Source organism: Bacillus norwichensis, from assembly GCF_014836955.1.
In the GTDB taxonomy this organism is placed as follows: Bacteria; Bacillota; Bacilli; order Bacillales; family Bacillaceae_C; genus Siminovitchia; species Siminovitchia norwichensis.
Genome location: NZ_JACSPV010000004.1, coordinates 1 through 22000, shown reverse-complemented (window position 1 = coordinate 22000; position 22000 = coordinate 1). Strand labels below are relative to the sequence as shown.

At 41.7% G+C, this 22000-nt stretch carries 18 protein-coding genes and 1 pseudogene; 18 read left to right on the top strand and 1 reads right to left on the bottom strand.

Translation table 11 applies throughout. The features are described from left to right. The first annotated feature begins 3 nt into the window (after positions 1 to 3). Genes H9631_RS03385 through H9631_RS03365 form a run of 5 tightly spaced genes read left to right on the top strand, consistent with a single transcriptional unit; the run spans position 4 to position 4829 of the window. A complete protein-coding gene (locus tag H9631_RS03385) occupies positions 4 to 621 on the top strand; it encodes a nucleotidyltransferase family protein (protein ID WP_191809949.1) in 618 nt (205 codons plus the stop codon). 51 nt (positions 622 to 672) lie between these two features. Beyond that, positions 673 to 2700: a sigma 54-interacting transcriptional regulator gene (locus H9631_RS03380; protein ID WP_191809948.1), complete on the top strand. Its 2028-nt coding sequence runs from the start codon at positions 673 to 675 to the stop codon at positions 2698 to 2700. Positions 2701 to 2702: 2 nt separating this feature from the next. Beyond that, on the top strand, positions 2703 to 3593 hold the full coding sequence (locus tag H9631_RS03375; protein ID WP_404801708.1) for a 5-oxoprolinase subunit B family protein: 891 nt from the start codon (positions 2703 to 2705) through the stop codon (positions 3591 to 3593). A gap of 1 nt (position 3594) precedes the next feature. Beyond that, positions 3595 to 4572 carry a 5-oxoprolinase subunit C family protein gene (locus H9631_RS03370; protein ID WP_191809944.1) on the top strand — a complete coding sequence of 326 codons (978 nt, stop codon included), beginning with the start codon at positions 3595 to 3597 and terminating at the stop codon, positions 4570 to 4572. A gap of 29 nt (positions 4573 to 4601) precedes the next feature. Next, the gene (locus tag H9631_RS03365) at positions 4602 to 4829 is read left to right on the top strand and encodes a group-specific protein (protein ID WP_191809942.1); all 228 of its coding nucleotides are present in this window, start codon (positions 4602 to 4604) and stop codon (positions 4827 to 4829) included. Positions 4830 to 4848: 19 nt separating this feature from the next. Here the strand turns inward: H9631_RS03365 and H9631_RS03360 are convergent, their stop codons facing one another. After that, positions 4849 to 5787 (bottom strand): LysR family transcriptional regulator, encoded by a 939-nt coding sequence (locus H9631_RS03360; RefSeq protein WP_191809940.1) that lies wholly within the window; start codon positions 5785 to 5787, stop codon positions 4849 to 4851. Positions 5788 to 6066: 279 nt separating this feature from the next. Here H9631_RS03360 and H9631_RS03355 point away from each other — a divergent pair, with 279 nt between their 5' ends. From H9631_RS03355 to H9631_RS03295, 13 genes and pseudogenes are all read left to right on the top strand, one after another. Then, positions 6067 to 7350: an NAD(P)/FAD-dependent oxidoreductase gene (locus H9631_RS03355; protein ID WP_191809938.1), complete on the top strand. Its 1284-nt coding sequence runs from the start codon at positions 6067 to 6069 to the stop codon at positions 7348 to 7350. Between the two features lie 368 nt (positions 7351 to 7718). After that, a complete protein-coding gene (solA, locus tag H9631_RS03350; protein WP_191809936.1) occupies positions 7719 to 8849 on the top strand; it encodes an N-methyl-L-tryptophan oxidase in 1131 nt (376 codons plus the stop codon). A 288-nt stretch (positions 8850 to 9137) separates the two neighbouring features. Next, positions 9138 to 9701, top strand: a complete 564-nt coding sequence (locus H9631_RS03345; RefSeq protein ID WP_191809935.1) for an RNA polymerase sigma factor — start codon at positions 9138 to 9140, stop codon at positions 9699 to 9701. After that, a complete protein-coding gene (locus tag H9631_RS03340; RefSeq protein ID WP_191809933.1) occupies positions 9679 to 11223 on the top strand; it encodes a DUF4179 domain-containing protein in 1545 nt (514 codons plus the stop codon). Before H9631_RS03345 ends, H9631_RS03340 begins: the two co-directional genes overlap by 23 nt. Before the next feature lie 583 nt (positions 11224 to 11806). Then, positions 11807 to 12898, top strand: a complete 1092-nt coding sequence (gene pdhA / locus H9631_RS03335; RefSeq protein ID WP_191809931.1) for a pyruvate dehydrogenase (acetyl-transferring) E1 component subunit alpha — start codon at positions 11807 to 11809, stop codon at positions 12896 to 12898. Between the two features lies 1 nt (position 12899). Then, positions 12900 to 13892 carry an alpha-ketoacid dehydrogenase subunit beta gene (locus H9631_RS03330; RefSeq protein ID WP_191809929.1) on the top strand — a complete coding sequence of 331 codons (993 nt, stop codon included), beginning with the start codon at positions 12900 to 12902 and terminating at the stop codon, positions 13890 to 13892. A 12-nt stretch (positions 13893 to 13904) separates the two neighbouring features. Continuing rightward, positions 13905 to 15155, top strand: coding sequence for a dihydrolipoamide acetyltransferase family protein (locus tag H9631_RS03325; RefSeq protein WP_191809928.1), 1251 nt, complete (start codon positions 13905 to 13907; stop codon positions 15153 to 15155). A 28-nt stretch (positions 15156 to 15183) separates the two neighbouring features. Further along, complete coding sequence (locus H9631_RS03320) at positions 15184 to 16326, top strand: Leu/Phe/Val dehydrogenase (protein ID WP_191809926.1); 1143 nt, start codon at positions 15184 to 15186, stop codon at positions 16324 to 16326. 161 nt (positions 16327 to 16487) lie between these two features. Beyond that, positions 16488 to 16907 carry a PaaI family thioesterase gene (locus H9631_RS03315; protein ID WP_191809924.1) on the top strand — a complete coding sequence of 140 codons (420 nt, stop codon included), beginning with the start codon at positions 16488 to 16490 and terminating at the stop codon, positions 16905 to 16907. A gap of 105 nt (positions 16908 to 17012) precedes the next feature. Next, a complete protein-coding gene (nhaC, locus tag H9631_RS03310) occupies positions 17013 to 18455 on the top strand; it encodes a Na+/H+ antiporter NhaC (protein WP_191809922.1) in 1443 nt (480 codons plus the stop codon). 379 nt (positions 18456 to 18834) lie between these two features. Beyond that, positions 18835 to 19866: a hydroxyectoine utilization dehydratase EutB gene (gene eutB / locus H9631_RS03305; RefSeq protein ID WP_191809920.1), complete on the top strand. Its 1032-nt coding sequence runs from the start codon at positions 18835 to 18837 to the stop codon at positions 19864 to 19866. Continuing rightward, the gene (locus tag H9631_RS03300) at positions 19863 to 21557 is read left to right on the top strand and encodes a PucR family transcriptional regulator (protein ID WP_191809918.1); all 1695 of its coding nucleotides are present in this window, start codon (positions 19863 to 19865) and stop codon (positions 21555 to 21557) included. The genes eutB and H9631_RS03300 overlap by 4 nt, the downstream gene beginning before the upstream one ends. A gap of 249 nt (positions 21558 to 21806) precedes the next feature. Further along, positions 21807 to 22000 (top strand): annotated as a pseudogene (locus tag H9631_RS03295) (ectoine/hydroxyectoine ABC transporter substrate-binding protein EhuB); the annotation flags it as partial.

Genomic DNA, 22000 nt, shown 5'->3' with positions numbered 1-22000 from the left:
ATTATGATACAGACGAGTGCTATCATACTTGCTGCAGGTACTTCTTCTAGAATGGGCAGAGCCAAGCAATTATTGCCTTTGGGAGGTCGTCCCATATTGGCACATATCATTGATCGAGCGCTTGGTGAGGACTTTACCGAAATCATCGCTGTCATTGGCCACGAGGCAGATGCGATTCAGCGAGCAATTACTGTTCAGGATGTCCGGTTTCGCTGGGTAGTGAATAAAGATTACAGATCGGGGCAAGGAGCCTCGTTAAAATGTGGTTTAAGCCAAATGAATGAACACCATTCAAGCGTAATGGTGTTTCTTGCTGATCTTCCTTTTCTTTCTCAAGAAACAGTTCACGATATATATGAACGGGGAACTCTCATGCTTCAAGAAACAGATGTCCCATTTGTGCTCCGGCCAAGTTTTCAAGGGACTGCGGGTCATCCCGTGTTTTTTGGTCATGTAAATGCGGAATGGTTCCAGCAGATTGACGGTGATCAGGGAGCAAAAGTAATGATGGAGCAATTTTCAATTAGGAAAAGATTCCCTGTTGAGGATCAGGGGATTTTATACGATATTGATACTCCTGAAGGTTACGAGAGGGCCGGGAGATTTTATCGGCAAACTTGATAAAAAAACAGTATAATAGAAGAAAATCTCTTCTCGAACAGGGGGGATCTCTTGATTCTTTGGAAAGACATACTGAAACCGATTGCAGCAGTGGTCAAACACAATTATTCGATTAAGTCGGTTATTCAAAAGCTTACAAGTGCGCAAACTGATATCGCTTTTGTTGAGAAGCAAGGTGCATTGATCGGTTACATTACAAATGGTTTTTTACTTGAGCAAATTGGGACAGGGAAAAGTCTTAATGAACAAGTTCAATATAAGGATGATATTTTGAAGGTTCCTGACTCGCTTCAGGTCGAATTTTTTCATAATGTGACGGTGGTCATCGGGGTAAATTCAAGCGGTGGTGTCTCCGGATACAGTACTGTCGAACATGCCCGCTATCAAATGAACGAGCGTCAATTGGTGCATTTAAATGAGATTATTCATGGTGCGGGAGTTGGGATCATCAGAACAAATAGCCAATATGAAATTGAATTCATGAACGAAACCGCGGAAAGATTTTTGGGGATGCCAGGGTCTTTCCTTTTATCCCGCAATTATCAAACTCTGTTGACAATGGAGAAAGATTTGCGGAGGGTACTGGATGGAGAAACACTTGTAAGTGTGAACAGCACAATCAATTTTAAGCAAATGAGCGGTAATTTTTACCCGCTGAAAATTGATGGGACAATCACAGGTCTTGTACACATGTTCTTCCTTCGGGAAGAATTCGAAGAGGCTGTCCAGGAAGTGGACTTTGTCCGGCATCTGTATTCCGATTTGCAGGCAGTATATGACTCCTCCAATGAGCAGATTTTGGTCACCGATGAAAATGGGACAATCCTGCGGGTAGCTGGAAAGTTTTTAAAAAATTTCTGGAAAGCGAAGGAAGCAGAGCAGATTATTGGAAAGAAAATTGAAGATTTTACTAGGCGGAATATTTTTCAGCCGAATATTTTTGATATATGCGTGAAGCAGCAGAAGAAAGTGACATCCATTCAGGAGTCCGCTGACCAAACTAGATTTTGGTCAGTTGCTACACCGGTATATCATGAAGGAAAGCTGGAAAAGGTGGTTATTCTATCTCGGGATATCACTTCAACTGCACCAGCTCATACTGAAACAGAGCAAAATACGCAATCAGTTAAGACGGAGAAAAAAAAGATAGTTTATCGTTCCGGTAAAATATCTGCGTTGCTAAGCAATTTGCGGAGAGCGGCTAAGATGAATTCAACGATTCTCCTTGAAGGGGAATCAGGCGCTGGTAAAGAAGTGTTCGCGCACGAAATTCACTTTGCCAGCCTTCGGAAGGATTCTCCGTTTATCCGAGTCAATTGCGGGGCCATCCCAGAGCAATTAATTGAAAGCGAGCTGTTCGGGTATGAAAAAGGAGCATTTACCGGAGCTGACCGCAGAGGGAAGGCAGGCTTGTTCGAGCTTGCTCATAAAGGAACAATTTTTCTTGATGAAATCGGGGATCTTCCGCTGAATATGCAGGTAAAACTGCTTCGCGTTATACAGGAACGGGAGGTTGCGCGGATTGGTGGTACGGAAACAATCCCGATAGATGTGCGCATTATCGCTGCCACGAACAGGGATTTGAAAGAAATGGTGGCTGATGGTGAGTTTCGTGAGGATCTCTTTTACCGTTTGAATGTTATTCCTATTCGCATTCCTCCGCTGCGTGAAAGGAAGGAAGATATTTTTCCGCTAGCGGTATATTTTCTCGAACAGTTTAAGCAGATGTATAACATAGAAAAGAGCTATACGCCTGATGCCATCTCTGTGCTGGAAATGTACGGGTGGCCTGGGAACATCCGAGAGCTTGAAAACATAGTTGAAAGATTAATCGTTTTTAGCCAGGAAGAATGGATTGACCGCGAGATTGTTTTGAAGGTTCTATATGGTGATGAGGAAACTAAGAAAAAACAGCCGCTCGTATTGGAAGTGATGCCGCTTAAAGAGGCAGTGGCTGAGCTTGAAACACAGTTGATTGAACTGGGGATGAAGAAGTACGGAACGGCTGCAAAAGTATCGGAAATTTTGGGTGTAAGCCCAGCCACCATCAGCAGGCGAATGAAAAAGATCAAAAAATAGAGGTGGAGACGTTGTTTACATTGCCTGAAACGAATTTTAATTTTGGCGGTGACGAATATATATATGCGGAAATTTCCCGTGATATGAGGGTGGAAAGCAATTTTAAGGCATTGGCAATTACCGCTGAACTGAGAAAAAGAAATATTCCGGGCATTACGGACATTGCTTCTTCCAACGCCTCTTATTTGGTTCGCTACAATCCTGATATCATTTCCGCTCGGGATCTGCTGGACTATTTAAGGGAAATTGATCTGACGAAAAGCGATCCGAAGGAATTGAATCTATCTGTACGAATGGTCGAGATTCCTATCTGGTATGATGATCCGATTACAAGGGATTACTCAGAACGGTTTAAAAATAGGCATGATTCCCCAAAAGAAACAAATTTTGAATATGTCATGCGGGTAAACGGCTTCAAAAGTAAAGAAGCTTTTATTGAAAGACATTCCTGTACGCCCTATTTAATAACAATGGTTGGTTTTCTACCAGGAACTGCGTGGCATTTTCCGCTCGGTATCCAACCGAAGGAGATGATTCAATCCCCGAAATATGCAAGTCCTCGGACGGATACGCCTGCACGCAGTATCGGAATTGGAGGAGTATTCAATGTCATCTATCCTGTAAACGGTCCGGGAAGCTACCAGCTTATTGGCATGTCCGCTGTTCCTGTTGTTGATCACGAAAAATTTTTACCAGAGCTGGAATCATATTTTTTGGCAAGAGCGGGTGACATTTGGAAATATCGATCCATTGATGAATTCGAATACATGCGAATACGCGAGGAAGTGGAGGCAGGAACCTATAAATATCGGATGAAAAATATAGATCTGTCCCCTTTGGAATATGCTGAAAAAGGAAATGAATACATCCGTGAATTGACAGGAGACTTTTAACATGATAGAAATCAATGAATCGGGGCTATGGACTACCGTACAGGATCTAGGAAGGCTGGGAAACTATCATTTAGGGGTGCCTCCGTCTGGGGCGGCGGATAAATTTTCATTCATGGTCGGGAATCTTCTTGTTGGTAATCCTGTCGATTTTGCAGGATTTGAAATGACTGTGTTCGGTGGAAGCATGACATTTCAGAAAAATACAGTGATTGCTTTGACTGGAGCTCCGATGGAAGCTTTACTGAATGGGAGTCCAATGGAGTTCTGGAAGGCAATTTCAGTCCAAGAGGGCGATGATCTTACCTTGAAGGGATGCCTGGAGGGCGTGAAGTCTTATTTGTGTGTGTCAGGAGGAATCAATGTCCCGGAAGTGCTGGGCAGCCGCTCAACCTATGAATTAAGTAAGATTGGCGGATACCAAGGCAGAAAGCTAATCAAAGGCGATAGGGTGAACATTAATGAACCTTTGCCTGGAGTTCTCAAGCAGGCAGGAAAATCTGTACCGTTGGAATTTATCCCAAACTTCAAGCGTTCACAGGAAATCAGAGTAACAATGGGAATTAAAGGGCATATGATTAGCGACGAAGGCTTAAAAGCATTCTTGAATTCTGAATGGACAGTTTCGCCTGAATCGAATCGGGTCGCTTATCGATATACAGGGGCAAAAGTATCTTTTATCGAGGAAGAACCCCCATTTGGAGCTGGAAGCAGCTTTACAAATGTAGTAGATTTTGCCTATCCAATCGGCGGAATTATGTTCCCAAATGAAGAAGAATTGATTGTCCTACAAAATGATGCCACGACCGGCGGGGGCTTTGCTACAATTGGAACAGTCATCAGCCAGGACCTTGATCTGGTCGCGCAATCTCGACCGCTTTCCACCTGTCGGTTTGTGGCGATCACACTGGATCAAGCCATTGAAGCGAGAAAAGAAAGAAACGAAAAGCTGGCAAGGCTAGAAGAAATACTAAAGCGATAAGCAAATAATGTATAAATAGGGTGATGATGATGGGAAAATGTAATATTGATCATTCTCAAGAGAGTGTAGTGGCAAAGCTTGAAAGCCAGGCAGAGTTTCTACCGGGAAGTCTGACCGGAGGGCTGGAACAATTTCTAAAAAGCGAGAGACCGCAGGAAACGTTAAATGAAGTATTCCACTTATTGAAAAAATATGATTTAGCTTCCGAGGAAGAAAGAAAAGAAAGGGATTCGAAGCTGAAACAGTATATAAAATAAAAAACGAGCAGCCCTAGTTTTATGGGCTGTTCGTTTCGTTCATGGAAGGAATTCCAAACTCCTGCGTCATTTCTTCAATTACTTCCTGCAATATATTCAGAAACATGATAACAGCATCTTTTTGGACGCTATTCTTCATTGTCACTAGATTGAGGGTCGTGGTGATAGCAGGAGAGCAAAGCTCCACCAATGGTGGAAGTTCGACCCCAACACTTTTTATGACAGATTTAGGAGGAAATGCAATTCCCATCCCAGCTTTGACCATCCCCAGCATAGGAAGTGTTTCAGTCCCCCAATAAACGATATTTGGACTTATACCTCTTTTTTTACATTCCATAATGATAGTGTCCGAAATATTATATTCATAGGAAGAGTGGTGAAGGAGAAAGTTTTCATCCTGTAATTCTTCTAACGCTACAGATTTTTTCCCTGCAAGCGGATGGCCTGAAGGCAATGCCACCATTACAGGTTCTGTAAACAGTTTTGTTGTAATTAAATCGTTTCTATTATAAACATTCCGCACCATTCCGATATCAAGCTTATGAAAACGCAGATGATCAAGAATGTAAGGGGGAGATCCTTCCTTCACGTGAGTCACGATATTAATAGAACGATCATTCATGCGCTTGATTACCTCAGGGATCAATGAAAAATTAGCCACTGCTGCACATCCGATAGAAACTGTTCCGCGGTGATCCTGCTGATATTCCCGTGCCTCTTGGAGAATAGCTTCCGAGCTTGCTAGAAGCTCGATTCCACGCTGGTAGACCAATTGGCCGGAGTCAGTTAAATATAGGCGTTTCCCTTCCCGTCTGAATAGTTGAATCCCTATCTCATCCTCGAACTTTTTCAACAGCATACTTAATGGAGGCTGAGTCATATTAAGGACTTTAGCAGCTTTTGAAACGGTTCCGTTCTCAACAACAGCAATAAAATACTTCAGTTTTTGAATGTCCATAACAACCACCTATATATGTAAAATATATATTTATTAGTTTTATTATATATTTTACATTTATAAAAATTCAAGATACTATTTATATTGCAAATTCTTATATGAAACTAAATTGAAAACGTTATCTTTTAAACTATATTCAGCAGAAATCATTCCACTTCTGTAAATGGTGAGATGGATGCATATTGGATTCCATTCAGTAGGGTTTAAACCCCGGCTGAATAAAATCTGGGCGCAAATACGCCAAGGCGAATTTGATACGATAGAATGGAGGAGTGAATAATGGATCATTTGTCCATGTGGGAGGCAACAGCCGGTGAGCGAAAAACACGGTCAACACTTGTAGATGAGAAGCATTGTGATGTGGTGATTATCGGCGGTGGTTTTTCGGGTCTGTCTACTTCCTATCATTTGCAAAAAATGGGACATCAAACGATTGTGTTGGAAAAAAATGCGGTAGGATATGGAGCCAGTGGAAGAAACGGTGGTGAGCTGCTTACTGGATATCACGGGCCAATGGAAGCATTCGCGCAGAAAAAAGGCTTCGAAACGGCACAGCTAATGTGGGAGCTGTCCCTTGATTCCATTGATTTAGTAGAGAGTATATCCAAAGAAAATGGAATAGCTTGTGATTTAGTCAGACAAGGTGATATCCGTCCAGCTTACAAAGCTTCCCATTTGGATAGCTTCAAAAGAGATCAGGAATACCTAGCGGAAAAGCTGAACTTTCACGAAATATCAGTTATTGACCGACCTGAAATGAAAGCAGAATTGAACACGGATTTTTATCATGGAGCTCGAATCAATGAAAGGGGAGCTCATTTTCATCCGCTCAAATTTGCACTCGGTCTTGCGGATGCCGTAGAAGATCTGGGCGGGGTTATTTATGAAAACTCTGAAGCTACGAACATTCAAAAGGACGCTGCGAACAAGGTTATTGTTGCAACGACTAAGGGAAGGGTCATAGCTGATGAAGTGGTTGTTGTGACAAATGCCTATGCAGGAAATTTGAGTAAGACGTTAAAGAAATCGGTCATTCCTGTTGATAGTATCATGATTGCAACCGAGCCATTGACACAAGAGTTCATGGAAAATCTAATACCTCAAAATCGAGCTGTCTCTGATTCAAAGAACTTACTATACTACTTTAGAAGAACCGCTGATAATCGAATGGCCTTTGGCGGTTCCGGACGAGCTTTTAGCAAGCGAGCCCAGAAGCTGTTGTTTGATCGTTTAAGAGAAGGGATGATCACAGTTTTTCCACAATTGAAGGATGCACGTGTTGAGTACCGCTGGGGAGGAAAAGTCGGGTTTACTCAGGATTTTCTTCCATACATTGGACAGTTGGAGGACGGAACCCATTTCGCTTTCGGATATTGTGGAAAGGGAGCGGCGATGGCCGTGATGGCAGGTAAAGTTCTCGCCGAAACTATTAGTCATCCCGAGCGTGTGAATAATCCGCTTAAAAAAGAAAACCTGCGTCCGATCCCTTTTCATAGCCAACATGCCAAGGGTGTGGGGCTCATGAAATTTTACATGGCACTTCAAGATAAGTACGGGAAATGAGCTTGCGGCTTTTTTCTTTATAGAGTAAAAAATATAAACTGAGATGAAATATTTTTTATTCGGTTTTTCTATGCCTAGCAGCGACGTACAGGAAGTACAAGTGCAGGCGAAGCGACAGGACGTCGCTGCTTGAGCTAGCCGACGTACAGGAAGTACAAGTGCAGGCGCAAAACTAACTGCGTGAAGCGTACTCAATAAAGCTTTCCAGCGAAGTAATTGAAATGTGGTGGCTAAGGAACTCTCTTATCAAAGTTCGCCTTGTGCTTGTCTCCTAAGGCTGCTCACCTTTCGCTTTTCCTAGATAAAATCTTTCATGTCTGCATAACAGCTTTGTCCTATAATAGTAGATGAGAGGGGCTGAACATAACATGAATTTTGAAATCATTATTGTCGGAGCAGGCTCCATGGGAATGGCTGCGGGCTATTTTCTGGCAAGTCAAGGCAGAAAGGTATTGCTAATTGATGCTTTCGATCCACCGCATACGGAAGGGGCTCATCATGGGGAGACAAGGATCATCCGCCATGCCTATGGCGAGGGGGAAAATTATGTGCCCATGGCGCTCAGAGCGCAGGAACTCTGGCAGGATCTTGAAGAAAAATCAAATAGAAGGCTGTTTCTCCAAACTGGTGTTTTAAATGTTGGAGACGCGGAATCTGAATTTATTCAAAATGTCAAAAAGAGTGCGGAAACGTATTCGCTCCCAGTTGAAGTTTTAACAGCGTCAGAAATGAATGAAAGATGGCCTGGTTTCCAATTCTCAAATGATTTCGTCGGCTGTTTTGAAAAAAATTCCGGAGTACTTATGGTCGAAGAATGTGTACGAGCTTACCGCGAACTGGCTGAGAAAAACGGAGCAGTCCTGAGGACAAATACAAGCGTAAAAGCAATCAAAGCAAGTGAATCTTCGGTTATTGTAAAAACAGACAACGAAACATTTACAGGGGAAAAATTAATTATCACAGCAGGAAGGGGGTCAGACCCCATTCTTTCGGCTTTGGGATTGGAGTTGCCGCTTCAGTCGATGAGAAAAACCTTCTCTTGGTTCGACTCTGACGAAGCTGTTTATCGTGCTGATGTTTTTCCAGCTTTTGCGGTCAATTATCCTAACTCTGACGAATTGTATTATGGCTTTCCGAGCATCGATGGGGCCGGAGTGAAAATCGGCCGCCACGACGAGGGGCAGCCTGTAAAGTCTGGTGAAGTATTGGCTGACTATGGAACTTTTCCGGAAGATGAACAGGATGTAAAGAAGTTTGCTTCCAAGTTCATGTCTCAAAAGCTGCCACTGAAATTCGGAAAAACATGCGTCTACACAAATTCTCCCGACAGCGACTTTATCATTGACAGGCATCCAGAATTGAATCATGTCATCTTCGCCTGCGGATTTTCCGGGCATGGTTTCAAATTTGCCAGTGCCGTCGGAGAAATACTGAGCCAATTGGCAGTGGATGGAAAAAGTAAACAGGACATCTCGGATTTTTCAATAGATAGGTTTTAAAAAGATAATAGAAACCGAAAAGAACTGACTAAATTAGTTGGTTCTTTTTTGTTCTTTTTGTAGGTTTTGACAAAGAATTGATGGGAGCATATTAAACATCCAGCTTTGTTAAAAACAATTATGCATAGAAGCTATAACAAACGACGTCTATTAGACCCATTAACTCCTGTTTAGTACTTTTTAAAAAAACTTCTCCAATAAGTGAAATTATTCGAAGCTTATACTCGTTATATTAGTTGAAACATAAAAACGCGGCATGCGCATGGTCGTTTGAGGCAGGAGGTCACAATGCAAGAGGAAATTCAGTGGGTCCAAGAAGTGCTATCTGGAAACAAACAGGCCTACTCACACATTATTAATAAATATAAAAATCAGTTATATGCCACGATTCTGGGAATGACGAGAAATCCGCATGATGCACAAGATTTAGTACAAGAAGCGTTGATTAAAGTGTATTACCAGCTTGGTAAATATGATAACAGAGGGTCGTTTGCCAGTTGGATTTATCGCGTGGCAATCAATCATTGTATGGATGAATTTCGAAAGAAACGTCACATAGAGGTTAGGATGACTGAAGGATCGATGGAGAAGAACCTCGAACATCCAGAAGTTATTTTTCTAAAGAAGGAGAAAAACAAGCAGTTAGAGTTGCTAATGGATACTTTGCCAGAGGATGAACGGATGATTATCCTATTACGATATGTCAATGAGTTGAGCTATGAAGAGATCAGCGAACTTGTGGATGTGCCTGTTTCAACCGTTCGCAATAAACTTCATCGAGCTAAGAAAAAAATGAGAAATACAATTAAACGGGAAGGAGGCTATTTTAATGAAGTGTCCAACTGTAGATGAACTTTCACGTTATGTAGATGATTTAGTAACTGGGCATGAATCTGTTAATATAGACGACCATCTGGAAGGATGCATCGAATGCAAACGTGTCGTTAAAGCACTCATGGAGGAACAGCAATTTATAAAAGAAACATTGCAAACACCGACACTACCGGATGATTTTGATTCACTTGTTCTTAATAAGATCAAACCATATGAAAAGAAAACGTTTCTACGGAAAAGAGTTTATTGGAAACCTATAGCAATTCTAGCAGCAGGTCTTTTGTTAGCAGTTGGTCTAACTGTTACAGTAAATCCGACTCTTGCTCAATGGATTGGTGGATTGTTCTCCACTGAGGGTGTTGATGAAGGGTTAAGAATGGCGACGGAAGCAGGATTTTCAGAACGTGTCGATCGTGAAGTAACCGATCAAGGGGTTACTTTTAAAGTTGAAGATGTTATTGCGGATTCTTCTCGGGTCGCTCTATCCTATGAAATTCTCAATAAAAATGGAAAATCACAAAACATTGACTTAGGTTTATTGGATGAAGGAAACGAAGTACGAGCAACGGATTCTCTTGGTAATCCCCTTGAACTTACAGACATGGCTTTAACAAATGCAACCGATTATGGGTTAATCGAATTTTCATTAAGCGAACATCAAGAATTGAATAACATTATTGTCAATTTTAATTTAACTAGACTAAATGGAAAAAAGGGGAGCTGGAAGCTGGACGTCCCTGTTGATTTAAAAGAGAGTCTTAAAGCGACAAAAACTATACCATTCCAAGATGTAAAAACGAATCAGCATGGCGTCATGATCGACATGCAGAAAGTTCGATTTACACCTTCTTCTTTTGAGTTATTGTACGAAACGGATTTTACAAAGGAAGAAAAAATAAAATTAGAGAAAAACATTGGAAAGCTCGAAAAGCAATATGGAAAAGAAATAGCAAATGATATGCGTAATAGTTATGGAAACGATATTAAATATCATATCGAAAATGAGGAGATGAAAACCGTTTATAATAATGGTTCTGATAATGAATTGGGCCTTTTACAAGCTTCCGGACAATTCATGGAAGACCTCGGTCATATCGCATGGAATGATTCATTTATCCCAATAGAAGATGATCATGAGCTCACTTTTGTATTAGATGGGATATATAAAACAGAGCCGTCAGATTTTTCTATTACAATGAAGCCGAAAGAGTTGAAGAAGAAACCTGTCTCATTTGAATACGAAGGGAATTTTATGACGATCAAAAAAGTAAAATTAAAGAAAAATGAGTTTCAAATTGAGATCGAAGGTTACAGAGAAGTGACAGGTTCTGATTTAGCTCATTGGGTCTTAGTGGATGATAAAGGAAAGGCATACACTACTTATCGAAACGGAGGTGTTTCTAATGATGTAAATGACTTGGCAACAACCACTCTATTTTCTTATGGTGTTAATGAAGTACCTAAAGAATTAACGTTACACCTTATTTCCGCGATCCGTTATTATGAAGTCAAAGATAAATGGAAGGTACCATTATATTAATCTTAAGGAGGCTGTTAAAGCTGTAATAGGTTAAAATGTCGTACAACTTTCCAATTGATAAATCGCAGTTGATGAGTGAAAATAATTTAAGATAATCAGATAAAAAAGGTTACCAACTCGCAAAGTGCGGAGGGGGTAACCTTCTTTACATGTTGCTCGTTCCTCTTTTTTAAGCCATTCCACTCACGAATTTTTCAATTTTCTTTCCTTTCGAGTTCCTTTCCATCTTCATGCATCTGATAACCTTTTGACCGAAAATCCAAAACCCAGCACTTACTTTAACAGATTAAAAGGTTGATGCTATAAAGAAAAAACGCGTTGAAGCGTGTGTTTGCACGGTTTTTTCATTTATATTAAGCTGACAATTAATAAGGCAATTTTTAACTTCATTCACAGAAGTCTCCTACTTCTGTAAGTGGTGAGAGGAATGTCTATGGATATTCCATTAAGTGGGGAACAAAACTCGACTGAATGAAGTTAAAGCCTCCGGCGATGCCACAGAGTTTCAGAGGAAATTTATCGGGCGCAAATACGTCAAGGTGCATTTGATAAAATGCTCTAAAAAGTAAAGGAGCGATGAACAATGACAATAACGGAGACAAGGCAATTTGATGCAGAATTACAGTTTCCTATGCTTCAGATTGTGGATCATAAAGGAAATCTTGTAGATGACACGTATAAGAGTGAGATGACGGAGGAAATGGTTCAACGGTTTTACCGGCAGCTTAAGACGATGCGGTTATTTGACAGAAAAGCGGTCAATCTTCAGCGCCAAGGACGTTTAGGCACTTATCCGCCTTTTGAAGGGCAAGAAGCGGCACAAGTTGGAAGCGCTTTAGCTCTTGATGACAAGGATTGGATGTTCCCTACTTACAGAGATCATGCAGCAATTATCACTTTTGGACAATCTTACAATATTTTATCTAACTGGAATGGCCGCATTGAGGGGAACGTACCGCCGAAAGGAAAGAAAATTCTTCCACCGTCTGTTCCGATTGCTACACAGCTTCCACTTGCAGCAGGTGCAGCCATGGCAGCGAAGTTTCAAGGTCATACTACAGCATCGATTGCCTATTTCGGTGATGGAGCCACATCAGAGGGAGATTTTCATGAGGGGATGAATTTTGCAAGCGTATTCAAAGCACCGGTTGTATTTTTTAATCAGAATAATGGTTATGCGATTTCTGTTCCTATTGAAAAGCAGATGAATTCAAAAACGATTGCCCAAAAATCTGTAGCTTATGATATGCCGGGCGTCCGTATTGATGGGAATGATATTTTCATTGTTTACTTTGAGACGAAAAAAGCATTGGAGAGAGCGCGAAGCGGTAAAGGTCCAACTCTAATTGAATCGGTTACATGGAGGTATGGTGCCCATACGACTGCAGACGATCCAAAGAAATACCGCGATCAACAGAAGAGTGAAGAGCGCAGAGAATATGACCCGGTTACGCGGCTAGAGCTTTTTATGAAGAAAAATGGCTATTGGGACGACGCTTGGGCCCAAAAAATTGAAGAAGAGGCTACGGAAGAAATTGAAGCGGCTGTTAAAGTGATGGAAACGATGCCTGCTCCGGATGTTAACGATCTTTATGACCACATATTTGAACAGGCGCCATGGCCTATTGCAGAACATAAGCAACAATATCTGAAACATTTGAGAGGTGAGAATTAGGATGCTTGCAACTTCGACGAAACCAATGACATTGATTCAAGCAGTTACAGACGGGCTGCGGACGATGTTGAAAGAAAATGAGAACGTACTTGTTTTGGGGGAAGACGTTGGAAAAAACGGGGGAGTGTTCAGAGCAACGGATGGGCTTCAAGAGGAATTTGGCGAAGAACGCGTCATTGATACACCATTGAGTGAGGCCGGAATCATCGGTACCTCTATCGGAATGGCGATGTATGGGATGAAGCCGGTAGCTGAGATCCAATTTTTAGGCTTCGTTTATCCGGCCTATGAACAGATTATGACTCACGCAACACGAATGCGTTATCGCTCCATGGGGGAATTTACAGTACCGATGGTAATCCGTGCACCATATGGAGCAGGTGTCCGCGCCCCAGAGATCCATTCGGACAGTGTGGAAGCTCTATTTACCCATATGCCCGGAATCAAAGTGGTTTGCCCATCCAATCCATATGACGCCAAGGGGCTGCTTATATCCGCGATTGAAGATCCGGACCCGGTTCTGTTCCTTGAGTCTCTTCGCCTGTACCGCTCGGTAAGAGGAGAGGTCCCTGAAGGAAAATATGCTGTGGAAATCGGAAAAGGAGCCCGCTTAAAAAAAGGGCAGGATGTCACGATTATCTCATGGGGAGCAATGATTCCGGTTGCTATGAAAGCTGCGGAAGAAGCGGAGAAAACAGGTATCACCTGTGATGTAATTGATTTGAGGACTTTATATCCGATTGATAAAGAGATTATCGCCGAATCTGTCCAAAAGACAGGGCGCTGTGTCATTGTTCATGAAGCGCACGGAACGGGCGGACTTGGAAATGATATTGTTTCAATGATCAATGATACATCTTTCTTATACATGAAAGCTCCAATTGAACGAGTGACTGGAGCCGATGTCCATGTTCCATTCTGGGCTTTGGAAGAACATTACTTGCCTACCCCTGCACGTGTCAAAGAAGCAATTGACAAAGTCATCAATTTTTAAGGAGGGATTTGAATGATCGAAGTAAAATTGCATGATATCGGTGAAGGGATGACAGAAGGGGATATCATTTCATACCTGGTGAAAGCAGGAGACAATGTCAGTGTTGACCAGCCGCTTGTCGAGGTTCAGACGGAGAAAATGGTGGCAGAACTAACATCGCCGGCGAATGGCACTGTGAAAGAAATTCTGATTGATACAGGAAGAACGATTTCTGTCGGCACAACTATTTTGACGATTTCTTCAGACCAGCAAGATGCAGATCCTGCTCCTGCGAAGGAAGAAGCTGCAACAAGCGTTGCATCGGATGCGCCGCTGCAAAAATCGATGATCATGGAAAGGCAAAAGACTGATCCGCTTTCCAATAGAGTAAAAGCAGCTCCATATACTAGGAAAATTGCTAGGGAAAATGATGTTGATATCACACTTGTAGAAGGAACGGGACGTGCCGGCCGAATTACAGTTGAAGACGTTCTCCGCTATGTGGAAGCAAAAGATAATGGTCACACAACAAACATCGCACATACCGAAGTGCCAGCTGTTGAAACAGGAGCGGTGAGTCCGCCTGAGGAGTCATTTGATACGATTCCATTTAAAGGCCGCCGGAAGCAGATTGCGATGAAAATGAGCCAGTCACTCTTTACCATCCCGCATGTCTGCCATTATGAAGAGGTTGACATGACCGAGCTTCTCAATTTCCGTAAAGAACTGAAAGCAATGGATGAAAACATTTCAGCAGCAGCATTCTTTATTAAGGCGCTGGCTATCGCGTTAAAAGATTATCCTATTTTCAATGCCAAATTAGACGAAGAGAACGAAGTGATCCGTCTTGAAAAATCGGTTCATATGGGAATCGCAGCGGATGCGGAAGAAGGCCTGATTGTTCCAGTCATTCGTGATGCAGAGAAGAAATCTTTGCGAGCTATCCATCAGGAAATGAAGGAATTGACACAAAAAGCAAAAGAGAACAAGCTGACAGTGCGCGAAATCACAGGCAGCACTTTTACGATCAGCAATGTTGGCCCAATGGGAAGCATTGGTGCAACACCAATCATCAATTATCCTGAAACAGGACTTATGGCATTCCATAAAACGAAAAAGATGCCTGTCGTCAATGAGAATGATGAAATCGTGATTCGCTCCATGATGAACGTGACGATGACATTTGACCACCGAGTCGCTGACGGCGGAACAGCCATTGCTTTTACAAACCGATTTAAATCCCTAATTGAAGATCCTAAAAAATTAATGTTGGAGCTTGTCTAACTAGATAGATTGAATGGAGGAAACAGAAATGGCAAAACAGCTTGAAAAGTCATCAATTGGAAATGAGGACGTTTTTCAAAAAATAGCAAATCACGAGCAGGTTGTGTTCTGCAATGACCCCGCCACTGGCCTACAGGCCATTATCGCTATCCACGATACAACCCTAGGCCCTGCTCTGGGTGGAACCCGCATGTATCCCTATAAAAATGTGGATGAAGCACTAGAAGACGTACTTCGTCTAGCAGAAGGAATGACGTATAAATGCGCAGCCGCCGATATTGATTTCGGCGGCGGGAAAGCTGTTATTATTGGAGATCCAGAAAAGGATAAATCCCCGGCATTGTTCCGTGCTTTTGGTCAGTTTGTGGATTCGTTGAATGGGCGATTTTATACGGGAACGGATATGGGAACCACGATGGATGATTTTGTGCATGCACAGAAAGAGACTAATTTCATTAATGGAATTCCTGAAGAATATGGTGGAAGCGGCGATTCATCGATTCCGACTGCCCAAGGAGTCATCTATGCGCTGAAGGCTACAAACCAGTATTTGTTTGGAAACGATAGCCTTTCAGGTAAAACATATGCTATTCAAGGACTGGGAAAAGTAGGCTATAAAGTAGCAGAGCAACTTTTAAAAGCTGGCGCCGATTTATTTGTGACGGATATACATGAAAATGTCCTTGATTCCATTAAGCAAAAGTCAGAAGAGCTTGGAGGTTCAGTGACCATTGTAAAAAGTGATGACATTTATAGCGTGCAAGCGGATATATTCGTTCCATGTGCGATGGGTGGAATTATCAATGATGAAACAATTCCAAAGTTAAAGGTTAAGGCGGTTGTTGGATCAGCCAATAACCAGCTCAAAGACTTTTGCCATGCCAATGTACTAAACGAGAAAGGTATTCTCTACGCACCTGATTATATTGTTAATGCGGGCGGCTTGATTCAGGTTGCTGATGAACTTTATGGACCGAATAAAGAGCGGGTCTTACTCAAAACGAAAGAAATTTACCGTTCACTCCTGGAAATTTTCAATCAGACTGCCCTTGACTGCATTACAACAGTAGAGGCCGCAAATAGGAAATGTCAAAAGACGATGGAGGGTCAGCGAATCCGTAATAGTTTCTTTTCTAGGGGACGCAGACCGAAATGGAACGTAAAAGAGTAATATTGAAAGCGTAAACATAAAAGGAATAAGCACCTGTTCATCTACGCACAGACTAAGCTGAAATGTGGAAGACGTTCGTTTGGATGCTATAGAACATCTATTTCTACTAGGGCCCTTAGTCTAATTTGATGCTTTTTTAATAGGGAAGAGGAGTTGAACAAATGAATAAATATGAAACGGTTGATCTGAAGGAGGTAGCGAATAATGGGGCCACTCCCCCAAATTGCGATCTAACCTTGCAAATCCAGCCTGTTCATGCAAAGGATGGAAAATCAAAAGGAATTTGGGAAGTAGATGAGAAATTCTTGAATGGGATTGGTGTCACAATGGGCGGATACCTTGCTTCAGCGGCTGATATCATGATGGCATATGCCATTTCGTCGCAGTTGAAAGAAGACCAGACATTTGCTTCTATTGATCTGCACACAACTTTTCATCGCCCGGTTTTTCCTGGAACGGTAGAGGTTTACGCATCGGTTGAAAGATTGGGGAAAAAAGTGGCTTATCTGACAGCAGAATTGGTTCAGAATGATAAAAAGGTTGGGAACGCTGTTTCTTCTGTCATGATCATTGAAAAATAGTGAAGATTTTGGAAAGATATCAATTGAACTTAAAGAGACGAATGAAGTGTATAATAGATAGATCAGTTCATTCGTTGCACTAAAATACGGAGGTCTTCATTCTTCATGAGTTCTCAAAAACAACAATTAAACATATACTATGCTGTGGCTCCAATTGTAATCCTCACTATTTTGGCGGCGCTGACTATCTTCAAGTGGGATGCAGGTATGTTCATTCCTTTGTTGGGGGGTATTGTGGCAAGTGCGATTGTCGGGTTGATGGCAGGATTTAAATGGGCAGAATTGGAGAAATTCATTGCTCAAGGTGTCGCCAGGGCCTTGCCTGCCATTTTCATCCTTTTCCTTATCGGTGTCATCGTAGGTACATGGATTTTAAGTGGCGTGATTCCAACTATCATTTACTATGGACTCGGAATACTCAGCCCGAAAATTTTCCTTCCGGCAGTCGCTCTTATTACAGGAATTGTTTCCATGACGCTTGGAAGCTCATTTACTTCTCTCGCAACAGTTGGACTTGCCCTAATGGCTATTGGATCGGGCTTAGGTTTTCCAGCACCTATCGTTGCAGGGGCGGTCATATCCGGTGCCTTTTTGGGAGACAAGCTTTCGCCGTTATCAGATACAACCAATATTGCACCGGTCATGGCAGATACAGATTTATTTAGTCATATCCGCCATATGATGTGGGATACGATTCCGGCATTTGTCCTTTCCCTCATCCTCTATTGGGTGGTGGGTCTGAATTACTCCACCGGAACTGCATCTGATGGGAAAGTCCAAGAGATCATGCAGGGGCTGGACAAGTTGTTTCTTATCAACCCGCTGCTTCTCATTTTGCCCTTGCTTACTTTGTATATTGTTTATAAACGGCTTCCTGCTGTACCTTCGCTCATTTTCATCATCGCATTGGGAGCCTTGGCAGCCCTGTTCGTACAGGGAAGTAATATCACACAAATCGTCAATGTCATGACGGATGGCTACAAAGTTGATTCCGGAATTAAAACAATCGATTCATTGCTCAACCGTGGAGGAATCACCTCTATGCTGCCAACCATCGGTCTTGTCGTTTTGGCGACTGGCTTGGGCGGAATACTGGACGGTACTGGAGCATTCAGGCGAATTATCGAGACAGTGGCAAGTAAAATCAAGAGCACTGGTTCTCTGATTCTATCGACTATTGCCTCAACTTTCTTAGTTGGATTGGCAAGCGGAGAACAATATTTGTCAATTATCCTTCCGGCTAGAACTTTTAGGGATAAATATAAAGAGCGGGGGCTGGACACAAAAAATCTTTCCAGGTGCGTGGAAGCGGCTGGAACAGTCGGTATCAACTTGATTCCCTGGAGCGTAACGTCAGTTTTTGCTTCCCAGGTGTTAGGAGTTAGTCCAATGGACTTTATCCCATTCATTTTCTTCGCTTTTCTTGTCCCTATTATCAACATTCTCTATGGATATTTGGATATTTCTATTGCAAGGAAGGATTATTCTCAAGAAGGATTTTCCAAGCAGGGACCTGCTAAAGAGTCAACACTTAAAAGCATCATGTAACAGCGTCTAAAAGCCACTTACCAGCATTTCGAAGTAAGTGGCTTTTTTGATTGGTTCAAGAGTATCAGAATAATTTACCACATCTATGGAATTTGTCATTTTTGCTTCAAATACAATGTAGAACAAAAGGGTAAATGTTATACAAATTGTATAACTTAGTAAATGTAACTTCTTACAGGGTGATAATTGTATGGTGTTTTTGCACAAAATATAATGGTTTTACATTTAAAAAATGCAAAGGCATTTACTTAATGAAAATGACATCTCGTTTATCCTTTCTAAGGATAGACATCTTTTTGTTTTCAGAGAAAGTTATGGAAGAAATATGATACTATTTAGATAACGCTTTCATTTCAAGGAATAAAAGGAGGGGATTTCTTTGCACAATGCAAAGAAAAAAGAATGTCAGTCGATCAACAGTCTGTCTCTTAAAAACATTTTTGAAGCACGAAAAAGAGTATATCAAATTGTAAAGCCTACTCCGTTTATCCATTCCATTCCTTTATCAGAAAGCCATACTTCACAAGTCTTTATCAAACTTGAAAATTATCATGAAATAGGTGCCTTCAAAGTAAGAGGGGCTGCCAATAAAATATTAAAACTTTCCAATAAGGAAAAAAAGAGGGGAATCGCCACTTTTTCAACGGGGAATCATGGGCTAGCCGTCGCCTTTGTTGCTAAAAAGCTGGGAATCGAGGCCACTGTCTGTATTTCACCAAGAGTTCCAAAGGCAAAGGTGAATGCTATCCGACGAGCAGGGGCTAAGGTTGAAATTGTTGGTAACAGCCAGGACGACGCTGAAAAACATTGCCATAAGCTTGAACAAATCAATGGACTGACTGTGATCAAGCCGTTTGATGATCCTGATATTATAGCAGGTCAGGGCATTATTGGTCTCGAAATGGCTGAAGAGGTTCCCGACCTGGATGCGGTAGTGATTCCATTGTCTGGCGGAGGATTGTTTGCAGGAGTTGCGCTTGCGCTGAAGTCTTATAATCCGTCTATTCAAGTGATCGGCGTTTCAATGGAGCGTTCACCTGTTATGTATGAAAGCATCAAAGCAGGAAAGCCGGTCGTTTTACAGGAGCAGCCTACTCTCGCAGACAGTTTGCTTGGCGGGATCGGATTGCACAATGAATATACTTTTAAAAGCGTCAAGCAATATGCTGACGAGCTAATTCTTGTTTCTGAAGATGAAATAGCCGAAGCTATGGGATTCATGGCTGGCGAGCACCGGATGATTGTAGAAGGGGCAGCAGCTACGGGAGTTGCTGCGATTTTACAGAAAAAGCTTCCGACGGAGTTGTCCAAAGTAGGGACAATCATTACGGGGAACAATGTTGATCTCTCTATTATTTCAAAAGTTATACAAGACTACAAGATTCATCAGACAGGGGTGGGTGGATATTGAACTTGTCTTTGGAGGATGTATTCAAGTTTCCTATTTTTGAAACAGCTAAAATCATTTCGGGTAAAAAAGAACTTCAAAAGAAAACAGTTGAATGGGTTTCGGTTATTGAGAGCCCTGTTGAAAATTTTGTGCGTGAAAACGAGCTGGTTCTTAGTACGGGGATAGGCTGCTATACAGATCCGCATTTATTTTTTGATTTTGTAAAGGACGTCTACGAATCAGGTGCTTCTGCGCTGGCTATTGCCACCGGTCATTATATTTACAGGATTCCGGAGGAGATCATTGATTTTGCGGAAGCAAACAAGTTTGTGATGATCGATTTGCCATGGGAAATCAGGTTTGCTGATATTATTCACGAAGTGACGAGCGCAATTAACAGGTTGCAACAAGACGAGCTGATCCGATTGAAGGAAGTGCAGCAGGACTTGATAGAGATGTTTTTAACAAAGAAGCCTTTTTTGTCCATTGTTTCTTTCATTGAAAAAGAACTGGGATTGCCGCTGCTTGTTATGAATAACAGGGGGAACGTGGCAGGGGGTTCCGCTCAGATAAGGGATGTCCGCCGGATGTGGAATGATATGAAGAAGAGCGAGGAAGTGGAAGAATCACACCATCCGATCTTTTCAAAAATGAAGCGGGCCGAGACAAAGGATGCTCAGTTATTTCATATGAAAATCCAGTCAAGTGAGCAAAATCAGGGGGATTTTTTTATCGTGGCTCCGCCCTCTTACAAAATGAAGCTGAGGGAAGCCAATCTAATAGAACAGGCGGTCATGGTATGTGCATTATGGCTTACAAGCGAAAATGCTATAGCTGAAAATAAAAATATATTGCAGCAGGATTTTGTTAGAGGTCTTTTAAAAGAGGAGGAACTCTCCGAACAGTTGGTGAGAGAAAAGGCCAAAGCTCTTCGATTGGATGTAGATTTGCCGTATGAATGTCTGATTGGATATCCTGAGAATTTGGAGTCCCTGTTTTACCAAGAGCAGAACAATAATATACAAACGAAGAATTCCTGGCTTGAAAATATGATGGCGTATATTGAAATGGAGCTGGTTGATGCAGCGCAATCCATCCATCGCCAGATAATATATGTCCAGGAAGGTGACAAGATGATCGTTTTTTTACAGACAAATGAAGCTATTACCCCATCCTCTTCAAATGGAACGGTTAACCAGTTTCTTGATTTAGTTGATCGGAGATTGAACAAGCTCCTTCCGGGCGTCGTCGTTTCATGGGGGATAGGAAAACACCGGGATGGGATCATGTCTTTTTATAGAAGCTTTCATAAAGCGGCATCGGCTTTGGAAGTGGGCAGGAAACAAAAAGGGATTGGCAAGCGGTATCACTTTGACAATTCGATGATCAGTCGGCTGATATTAACCTTATGTAAGAACGAAGAGGTGCAGGAAATTACAATGACAACTATTTCACCTTTGGTAGAATACGATGAAAAAAGGGAAATGGATCTGATCAATACCTTCATTGTCTATAATGAAAATGCCAGCAATGTGAGCCAGGCGGCACGCGTTCTTAACCTGCACAGACAATCTCTTTTATACCGGTTAAGGAAGATTGAATCATTGACTAATCTCTCTTTAACGAATCCAGATGATGTATTCTTGCTGGATTTCAGTATTAAAATTTGGATCAGTAGTGGAAACAGAGGAATGGATCAACAAATCATATAGTTTGATGTAGCGAACCAGCCTAAATCCGAGGCTGGTTCGCTTGTTGCTTTTGAGTAAAATACTGAAATAATCAAATTGTATAAAGACAGGCAATAAAAGTTCATACAGTTTTTATAATGTTTTTTGCTTATTGAATAATTATAATAAATAAAAATGTAAACGCATACATAAATTTAATTATTTGAAAGGAGTGCTTTCAGACAGGCTGTTCGGAAAATGATGGATAAGCATTATAAGGGGGAGCTTGAAATGAAAAAATGGTCAATGATGTTCATTGTTGGTTTATTGATATTGCTGACTGCATGCGGAAATAGCAGCGATAGTTCAAATGGAGGAAAAAGCGATGGAGATTCAAATGCGCAAACATCCACGCTTGATCGCCTGAAAAAAGAAGGCAAGGTGAAGCTTGGTGTAGCAAATGAAAAACCGTATGGCTATAAAAC